This window comes from Rhizobacter sp., from assembly GCA_021153565.1.
Lineage (GTDB): Bacteria > Pseudomonadota > Gammaproteobacteria > Burkholderiales > Burkholderiaceae_C > Albitalea.
Genome location: JAJKJU010000265.1, coordinates 1 through 7,748 on the forward strand (window position 1 = coordinate 1; position 7,748 = coordinate 7,748).

Annotated in this window: 9 protein-coding genes; 5 read left to right on the forward strand and 4 right to left on the reverse strand. The window is 62.2% G+C overall.

Features of this window, described 5'->3' with window-relative positions; genetic code table 11:
• The 4 genes from AC30NL_RS17030 to AC30NL_RS17045 all read right to left on the reverse strand — a co-directional run.
• The coding region (locus tag AC30NL_RS17030) for an ABC transporter substrate-binding protein (protein ID WP_489465180.1) at positions 1-266 on the reverse strand (266 nt) is incomplete at its 3' end.
• A gap of 225 nt (positions 267-491) precedes the next feature.
• Complete coding sequence (locus tag AC30NL_RS17035; RefSeq protein WP_489465181.1) at positions 492-650, reverse strand: hypothetical protein; 159 nt, start codon at positions 648-650, stop codon at positions 492-494.
• Positions 647-1,090 carry a DNA polymerase III subunit chi gene (locus AC30NL_RS17040; protein ID WP_489465182.1) on the reverse strand — a complete coding sequence of 148 codons (444 nt, stop codon included), beginning with the start codon at positions 1,088-1,090 and terminating at the stop codon, positions 647-649. Before AC30NL_RS17040 ends, AC30NL_RS17035 begins: the two co-directional genes overlap by 4 nt.
• A gap of 51 nt (positions 1,091-1,141) precedes the next feature.
• The gene (locus AC30NL_RS17045) at positions 1,142-2,602 is read right to left on the reverse strand and encodes a leucyl aminopeptidase (RefSeq protein WP_489465188.1); all 1,461 of its coding nucleotides are present in this window, start codon (positions 2,600-2,602) and stop codon (positions 1,142-1,144) included.
• A 28-nt stretch (positions 2,603-2,630) separates the two neighbouring features.
• On the opposite strand from AC30NL_RS17045, the gene lptF reads away from it, so the two are divergent.
• The 5 genes from lptF (at position 2,631) to AC30NL_RS17070 (ending at position 7,643) form a co-directional block, all read left to right on the forward strand.
• Positions 2,631-3,728: an LPS export ABC transporter permease LptF gene (lptF, locus tag AC30NL_RS17050; RefSeq protein WP_489465183.1), complete on the forward strand. Its 1,098-nt coding sequence runs from the start codon at positions 2,631-2,633 to the stop codon at positions 3,726-3,728.
• The gene (gene lptG, locus AC30NL_RS17055) at positions 3,725-4,837 is read left to right on the forward strand and encodes an LPS export ABC transporter permease LptG (RefSeq protein WP_489465184.1); all 1,113 of its coding nucleotides are present in this window, start codon (positions 3,725-3,727) and stop codon (positions 4,835-4,837) included. The genes lptF and lptG overlap by 4 nt, the downstream gene beginning before the upstream one ends.
• A 126-nt stretch (positions 4,838-4,963) precedes the next feature.
• The gene (locus AC30NL_RS17060) at positions 4,964-5,371 is read left to right on the forward strand and encodes a sirohydrochlorin chelatase (protein ID WP_489465185.1); all 408 of its coding nucleotides are present in this window, start codon (positions 4,964-4,966) and stop codon (positions 5,369-5,371) included.
• A 173-nt stretch (positions 5,372-5,544) separates the two neighbouring features.
• Positions 5,545-6,489: a CysB family HTH-type transcriptional regulator gene (locus tag AC30NL_RS17065; protein WP_489465186.1), complete on the forward strand. Its 945-nt coding sequence runs from the start codon at positions 5,545-5,547 to the stop codon at positions 6,487-6,489.
• Positions 6,486-7,643, forward strand: a complete 1,158-nt coding sequence (locus AC30NL_RS17070; RefSeq protein WP_489465187.1) for a pyridoxal phosphate-dependent aminotransferase — start codon at positions 6,486-6,488, stop codon at positions 7,641-7,643. Before AC30NL_RS17065 ends, AC30NL_RS17070 begins: the two co-directional genes overlap by 4 nt.
• Positions 7,644-7,748: the final 105 nt, after the last annotated feature.

Consider the following 7,748-nt stretch of genomic DNA (forward strand, 5'->3'; position numbering starts at 1 on the left):
GCCACCGCCGTGCCCTGCTTCGGGTCGCCAGCATCGTCTTCGGCCAACAGTTCGAACTTGGCCTTCTTGCCGCCGATGGTCACGCCCTTGGCGTTCAACTCATCAATGGCCATGCGAGCGCCCATCTCGTTGTCCTTGCCGAGGTGTGCAATGCCACCGCTGGTGGGACCGACGTGGCCGATCTTGACGACCATGTCTTGGGCGAATGCCGCAGCGCCCAGCGTAATCAACGCTGCGCCAACGATCACGTTCAATTTCACTTGCATGAAGAAACCTCCGAATAGGAATGTGGAGTGATAGCGTTGATAACTCAACGGGCGCCACCATACCCCAAATGAAACTCTTACCAATACGGGGAATCCTCAGGTCGCCAAGACGTTCGAAACCGTAGGTATGAGAGAGTGGTCTAGGGGTTTCAATGGAGGTGGTGGATCGAAGAGTCGTTTGACGGCTCCGAGTCTCGGGACCGTCTGCCGCTCACAACGAAAGAACTAGCGAATGCGATGACGGGATAACTCCTGAGCCACAGCTCGCGCGACCACATCTCGCAAGGTCGATGCCAGCTCGGCGCGAGTTTCGCGCACCAAAGCGTCGGTCAGGCGCGTCAACGCCGGGGCCGACGCTTCACGCAGCGCTGGAGGCATGCTCATGAAGGAGTTCCAGCGACATCAAACCGTTGCAATGCGTACCCACGTCCGGCGTAATGCTTCCAGCGACGCCGGGCGGTTTCGCGCTCTGCCTCATCTGTCGAAACGATCTCGATCAAGCGGTTGAAGCTCTCAAAGGCTACTGCCGGCTCCTCGCCCAGATGCACCAGCACGGGATGATGCGCACCCTGTTCTGCCCGCTCGACAAGCCAGATCGGTGTGCGCTTGAGCCGTGCCGGCACCAAGGCGCCCTGGCGCACGAGAACATGAGGAATGAACTCCTGCGCATCGAAGGTCCACAAGGCCCTGTCGAGTCGCGTGAGCGTCGCCACCGGCGCGCTCACTGCCACCCCGCTCGCTCCGCTGCGCAAGGCCTTGCGCAACAGTCGACAGGCGTACAACAGCCTGTCGGGAACGTTGAAGTGGAACTGGACTTCCGTCATTGTCCTGCCGCGCGAACACGGCCCGTTCCCACTGCTTGGTTCATCCGAACCTCAAGCCGCCTGCGACAAAACGAAGTGAGTGAGCAAGCCCACCGGACGCCCGGTAGAGCCCTTGGCGGCACCCGACTTCCAGGCCGTCCCCGCCACGTCCACGTGCGCCCACCGGTACTTGCCTGTGAACCGCTGCAGAAACTTCGCTGCGGTGATCGCCCCGCCCGCACGCGACCCCACGTTTGCCATATCGGCGAAATTGCTCTTGAGCGCGTCGTCGTATTCCTCGTCCAGCGGCAAGCGCCACACCGGATCGAGCGCAGCCCGGCTGGCGGCAAGCAGTTGATTGGCCAATGCATCGTCGGGACTGAACAGTCCCGAGTGGTGGTTGCCCAGCGCAATCACGCAGGCGCCGGTGAGCGTCGCCACATCGATCACGCAGGCCGGGTTGAAGCGCTCCGCATAGGTCAGCGCATCGCAAAGAATAAGACGACCTTCGGCGTCGGTGTTCAGGATCTCGATGGTCTGGCCCGACAGGCTCGTGACCACATCGCCCGGCTTCACCGCCGTGCTGCTGGGCATGTTCTCGCAAGTCGGGACGAGCACCACGAGGTTCAGCTTTGGCTTGAGTTCGGCAATCGCGCGCAGGGTGCCGAGCACGCTCGCGGCCCCGCCCATGTCGTATTTCATCTCGTCCATGTCGGCCGAGGGCTTGATGGAGATGCCGCCGGTATCGAAGGTGATGCCCTTGCCCACCAGTACCACTGGCGCTTGGCTCTTTGCAGCACCGTCATAGCGCGCGACGATGAATCGCGGGGGCTGGGCGGAGCCTTGCGCCACTGACAGGAACGACCCCATGCCGATCTTTTCGATCTGCTTGCGGTCCATGACTTCAATCTTGAGCCCGTAGTCCTTGCCCATTGCCTTGGCCTGCACGCCAAGGTACGTCGGCGTGCAGCGGTTGGCCGGCAGGTTGGCAAGCGTTTTCGCGAGCGTCACGCCAGCAGCGATGGCCGCGCCTCGCACGAGGCCGCGCTGAACGTCCTTGGCTTCGGGCTTGCCGCAAATCAGCGTCACCTTGGCGAGCGACGGTGCGGGCTGCGCACTGGGCTTGGTTTCGCGATAGAGATAGGCCGCGTCCGACGCAGCGGAGGTGACCGCTTCAGCATGCTGCTCGGTCACCGCACTGCTGTTGCCATTCACCACGGCCACGTGCTTCACTCCCAGGCCCTTGAGCTGCGCCAGGCCACTGGCGACCGCGCTCTTGAACGCCTTGACCGAGGAATTGCCCGCAGCCGATACCACGAGGCGGGCGGCCTTCAGGCCGGCAGGCCTTTGCACGTACAAAGTGCGCCCTGCCTTGAATTGAAAGTCGCCCAAAGCGACAGCTTCTTTGAGGGGAGACGCCACGGCCGCATCGAGAGAAGCATCGACGCCGTCGCCATGGACAACGACGAGCAGTACATCGGCCACCACGCTGGACAGTGCGCCGGAGGAAGCGATTTGGTGTCGGAAGTCCATAATGCGGCCCGAATTAGACAAGGCGAAGATGTTATTCGATTCCACTCTGCGCAGAGACCTTGCTCGCACCTTCGGAGCAACGCTGGTCATCATCCTGACGATCGTGCTCACGATGATGCTGATCCGAACTCTCGGACAAGCTGCTCTTGGCCGCATTTCGCCGCAGGACGTGGTCCTGCTGCTGGGCTATCTGGCGCTGGGCCAGTTGCCTACCATGCTCGCGCTGTCGATGTTCATCGCCGTCGTGGCAACGCTTGGGCGCATGTACCGCGAGAGCGAGATGGCGATCTGGTTCGCCAGCGGCGTTGGCCTCACGCGCTTCGTGCGTCCCGTACTGCGCACGAGCTGGCCGGTGTTGCTCGTCGTGCTGCTCCTCGCCCTCTTCGTATGGCCGTGGGTCAACCAGCGCAGCGTCGAGCTGCGTGACCGCTTTGAGCGGCGATCCGATCTGTCGCGTGTCGCGCCGGGGCAGTTCCAGTCGTCGAGCGACGGCCAGCGCGTCTTCTTCATCGAGCGCGATGCGGCTGATGAACGCGCCGGGCGAAACGTGTTCATCCTCGCCAAGCTCGGCGATGTCGAGTCGGTGACGACAGCCAAGACTGGTCGCATCTTGCTGGAGGACGACGTCCGCTATCTGGTGCTCGATCGCGGACAGCGCAACGAGCAGAACGCGAAGACGCAGGAGAAGACACTGTCGCGCTTCGAGGGCTACAAGATCCAGGCGGGCGAACGCGTCATGACAAGCACTGACGAATTGCCGCCCAAGGCTCGTCCCACCGTGGAGCTGATGCAGACACCGAAGGCCCCGTTCCAGGGCGAACTTGTGTGGCGGCTCGGCCTGGTGCTGGGCGGCGCGAATCTGCTGCTGCTTGCGATCGGTTTGTCAGAAACCAACCCTCGCCGCGCAAGCAACTGGAACCTGCTGTTCGCCCTGCTCACCTTCGTCGTCTACTACAACATCATCAATCTCACCCAGGCCTGGGTGGCCGCCGGCAAGGTCACCATGGGGGGCGCACTCTTCACCGCGCACGGCGGCGCCTTCCTGCTCGCCTTGGGCATCATCTGGTGGCGAGAGCACGGCAACAGCCGCGGCTTTCGCCGTTCGCGCAAGGTGGTAGCCGCATGAAGACCGTTCGCCGGCTCTTCTATGTCGACGTGGTGTCGTCGGTCGCCTTCGTGGCAGTGGCCTTTCTTTCGCTCTTCTTCTTCATCGATTTCGTCGATGAGCTCTCAGACGCCGGCAAGCGCGGCTACACCGCGTTCTATGCCGGTCTCGTCAGCGCGCTCGAACTGCCCGGACACGTCTACGAGTTGATGCCCATTGCGGTGCTGATCGGCACCATCTATGCCTTGTCGCGGCTTGCGCAGTCGTCGGAGTTCACAATTCTGCGCACTGGTGGCCTGGGCCCCGGGCGCGCGCTGAGCTTGCTCACGACGCTTGGTTTCGCCTTCGCAGTGCTCACCTTCATCGTCGGCGACTACCTCGCACCCTTCGCTGAAGAGCAAGCCGCACATCTGCAGGCCAGCTTCAAGGGCGGCCTCAAGCTAGGCCGCGGCGGCGCGTGGCTCAAGGACCGACAGCTCACACCGAAAGGCGAACGAAGCTATTCCATCAACGTCGGCAGCGCGACCGCTGGCGGCAAGCTGCAGGACATCCGCATCTTCGAGTTCGACAGCAACGGCCGCATGGTCGAACGGATCGCGGCAGCCACCGGTGAAGTCGACAAGCATGCGCAATGGAGGCTGTCAAACGTGACCATCACCCAGTGGGCCGATCCGACGGCAGACCAGCTTCCAATGGCATCGGAGCAGAAGTTGCCAAGCCTCTTGTGGCACAGCACCCTGTCGGCCAACGTGGTCGCCGCCGCCGTGCTGCCGCTGTCGACCATGTCGACAATCGAACTTTCGCGATACATCACCAATCTGGCCGACAACGAGCAGGCGGCGCAGCAGTACGAAATTCAGTTCTGGAAGCGCGCGCTGTATCCCTTCGCCTGCCTGGTAATGGTGGGCCTGGCCCTGCCCTTCGCATACCTGCACGCACGCGGCGGTGGCGTGAGTTTGAAGGTATTTGGTGGGATCATGCTGGGCATCAGCTTCGTGCTGCTCAACAATGTGGCGGGGCATCTGGGCATGTTGCGCAACTGGACACCGTGGATCGTGGCGGCGACGCCGAGTGCGATTTACCTGATGCTGTCCATGGCGGCCTTCACGTGGCTCGTGAGGTATCGTTAGGACATGGCCCGGAGCAATTTTTCCGTTTTGGTGGCGCAGGGCGGGATGCGATGCAAGGCGCTCCGAGCGCCGTGTGGCGAGCCACACACCGCCCTGCGCCCCCAAAAGGGGAAATTGTTTTAGGCCATGTCCTTAGCAGTCAATGCGGTGGTCGACATGAAGCAAGGCGTTCTGCTTTTCGCCCATGGCGCCCGTGACTCGCGTTGGGCCTTGCCGTTCGAGGACATCGCGATGCGCATTCGTGAACGTGCACCGGAAGCACCGGTGGAGTTGTGCTTCCTCGAGTTCATGACGCCGGGTTTGGTTGAGGGTGGGAATCGCTTGGCGGCGGCGGGATGCGTGCACGTCGACGTGGTGCCGCTGTTTCTCGGGACAGGTGGGCATGTGCGAAGGGACATTCCTGAACTGCTCGCGCAGCTCGAGGCGGCGCATCCGGGGGTGCATTGGGAACTGCGGCCCGCCATCGGCGAGGTCGAAATCGTGATCGAGGCGATGGCGCAAGCGTCGCTGGCTTGGCTCCATCGGGCCAGTTGATCAGATGGGAAGCCGCATCACGCCGCCGAATGGTGGCATGCGAAGTCCGTCGCGGCGGCCCGCGAAGACCATGGCGTTGAGCTGGCGATGGTTGATCACTTCCGCCATCGGAAAAAACAAGCGTTTCCGCAAGCGATGGAATAATCAACCCGATCCAAAGATCGACCAGGAATATGAACCTTCATCAGTTCCGCTTTGTCCAGGAGGCCGTTCGACAGAACCTCAATCTCACCGAGACTGCCAAGGCGCTCTTCACATCCCAGCCCGGCATCTCCAAGGCCATCCTCGAACTCGAAGGCGAACTGGGCGTTGACATCTTCGCCAGGCACGGCAAGCGGCTTCGCCGCGTGACCGAACCCGGTCAGCAGGTTCTCCGATCCATCGAGATCATCATGCGCGAGGTCAACAACCTCAAGCGCATCGGCGACGAGTTCTCGAAGCAGGATGCAGGCACCCTATCTATCGCGACAACCCACTCCCAGGCCAGGTATTTCCTGCCCGAACCCATCGCCCTACTTCGCAAGCGCTTCCCCAAGGTCAACATCAGCCTTCACCAAGGCTCGCCGAAGCAGGTGGCGCAGATGTTGATCGACGAGGTGGCCGAGATCGGCATCGCCACCGAAGCGCTCACTGAACTCGACGAACTCGTCACCCTGCCCTGCTACGAATGGCAGCATGCGGTCGTGATGACACCCAACCATCCGCTCGCGAAGATCGACCGCATCTCGCTCGAAGACTTGGCCATCGAGCCGCTTGTGTCCTATCACCCGTCGTACAGCGGCCGCTCCCGCGTCGACCAGGCGTTCGCGGCGCGCAAGCTCAAGCCCAACATCGTGCTCGAGGCCATCGATGCCGACGTGATCAAAACCTATGTACGGCTGGGCCTTGGAATCGGCATCCTGGCCGAGATTTCCGTACGAGATGACCCGCTCGGCGGCGACCTCGTATCGCGACCCGTGGGCCACCTCTTCGGCCAGAACGTCACCCGCGTCGCGTTCAAGCGCGGCGCCTATCTTCGCAACTTCGTCTACGCCTTTGCAGAGATGCTGTCCGACCGCTTGAGTCGTGCATTGATCGCGCGCGCCATGGGGAACGACGGCCACGACTACCAGCTATGAACCTTCACACACCCACTCTCAAAAGCCGCCTGCCGGCCGTCGGCACCACCATCTTCACCGTCATGTCGCAGCTCGCACAGGAGCATGGCGCGGTCAACCTCGGGCAGGGCTTTCCGGATTTTGATTGCGACCCTGCCTTGGTTGCTGCCGTCGACGATGCGATGAAACGCGGCCTCAACCAGTACCCGCCGATGACCGGCGTACCTGCACTGCGTGAGGCGGTCGCCGCAAAGATGCAAGCGCTGTACGGCCACCATTACGACGTGGGCTCGGAGATCACGATCACAGCCGGCGCGACGCAGGCGATCCTCACGTCCATCCTCGCCATCGTTCACCCAGGCGACGAGGTCATCGTGCTCGACCCGTGCTACGACAGCTACGAGCCCAACATCATTCTTGCGGGTGGACGCGCCGTGCACGTTCCGCTCACGCCGCGCACTTTCCGGCCAGACTTCGAGCGCATCTCTGCGGCCTTGTCGCCGCGCACCCGAGCCATCGTCATCAACACGCCGCACAACCCGAGCGCGACCGTTTGGTCGTCGCAGGACATGCAGCGCCTCGAAGAATTGCTGCGCCCCACCGACGTCATCGTCATCGCCGACGAGGTGTACGAGCACATGGTCTACGACGAGCAGCAGCATCAAAGCATCGCGAGATTTCCAGAGTTGGCGGCACGCAGCTTCATCGTGTCGAGCTTCGGAAAAACCTATCACGTGACCGGATGGAAGGTGGGCTACGTGGCAGCACCGGCGTCACTCATGGCGGAGTTCCGCAAGGTCCACCAGTTCAATGTGTTCACGGTCAATACGCCCGTGCAACACGGCATCGCAGCCTACATGGCCGACCCCAAGCCCTATGTCGAGCTGCCTGCGTTCTACCAGCGCAAGCGAGACCTCTTTCGCTCCGGTCTCGCCAAAACCCGTTTCGGCATTCTTCCGAGCGAAGGCAGCTACTTCCAGTGTGTTGATTACTCGGCAATCAGCGACGAAGGCGAAGCGGCGTTCTGCAGTCGGCTGACCTCGGAAGTCGGCGTGGCGGCCATCCCCTTGTCGGCCTTTTACCCGGGCGGTTTCGAGCAGCGGATCGTGCGCTTTTGCTTCGCGAAGAAAGACGCCACACTGGAATTGGCGCTGGAGCGGCTCGCGCACCTGTAGCGGCAGAGGCTGAGAGTATTTCGATCATGCCCGCTCATCACGCCAAAAGACCCCTGCTCGTCGTTGCAAATGCTCGCCATAGCCCGCTATGGCTGCGCTTTGCGC

Excerpts from the sequence above, each read along its gene's own strand:
- AC30NL_RS17035 (WP_489465181.1), bottom strand. The coding sequence starts at position 650 with ATGAGCATGCCTCCAGCGCTGCGTGAAGCGTCGGCCCCGGCGTTGACG.
- AC30NL_RS17040 (WP_489465182.1), bottom strand. The coding sequence starts at position 1,090 with ATGACGGAAGTCCAGTTCCACTTCAACGTTCCCGACAGGCTGTTGTAC.
- AC30NL_RS17045 (WP_489465188.1), bottom strand. The coding sequence starts at position 2,602 with ATGGACTTCCGACACCAAATCGCTTCCTCCGGCGCACTGTCCAGCGTG.
- lptF (WP_489465183.1), top strand. The coding sequence starts at position 2,631 with ATGTTATTCGATTCCACTCTGCGCAGAGACCTTGCTCGCACCTTCGGA.
- lptG (WP_489465184.1), top strand. The coding sequence starts at position 3,725 with ATGAAGACCGTTCGCCGGCTCTTCTATGTCGACGTGGTGTCGTCGGTC.
- AC30NL_RS17060 (WP_489465185.1), top strand. The coding sequence starts at position 4,964 with ATGTCCTTAGCAGTCAATGCGGTGGTCGACATGAAGCAAGGCGTTCTG.
- AC30NL_RS17065 (WP_489465186.1), top strand. The coding sequence starts at position 5,545 with ATGAACCTTCATCAGTTCCGCTTTGTCCAGGAGGCCGTTCGACAGAAC.
- AC30NL_RS17070 (WP_489465187.1), top strand. The coding sequence starts at position 6,486 with ATGAACCTTCACACACCCACTCTCAAAAGCCGCCTGCCGGCCGTCGGC.